Here is a 453-nt window from a genome sequence, read left to right on the forward strand (position 1 = left end):
CAAAAACAGTGCTTCTTTTTCCGGATAACAGCCGCTTTTGATAAGCTCCGCCATACAGGCCACCACCACGGCATTGTCCCACAGCCAGTTGACCAGCCGCGGACATTCGTCATCATAGTCGTAAAGCGTCCAGCAGGCGCCTTTAAACGGCGACTGTTCCGGTTCCTGTATCTGAAGATTAAGGAGGAACTGGGCAGTATCCAGGATGGGATCTGTCCCGTCCGCAATCCAGGCGGTTTCCCGCCTTTTATATGCAGCCTCTGTGTCTGAATCCTCTTTATAGACCAGTTCAATCTCTTTTAGCTTTACCTGTCCCTTATATGCAAAAGCATTTTCCCCTGCCTCACATACGCTGGCCGGATATAGCACCGCGGCGTTTGGCCCCTCCACTTCTTCCGGCTCTGTTCCCAGATACTGATTTAACACCACCACGCTCCTGCCGCTGGTTACCTC

The 453-nt window shown here is 52.3% G+C and carries 1 protein-coding gene; it reads right to left on the minus strand.

The window, feature by feature from the left end; translation table 11 throughout:
• Positions 1-426: hypothetical protein (locus NE664_13945; protein MCQ4727736.1), on the minus strand; the 426-nt coding region annotated here is incomplete at its 3' end.
• Between the last annotated feature and the right edge of the window lie 27 nt (positions 427-453).

The organism is Anaerotignum faecicola (assembly GCA_024460105.1).
Lineage (GTDB): Bacteria > Bacillota > Clostridia > Lachnospirales > Anaerotignaceae > JANFXS01.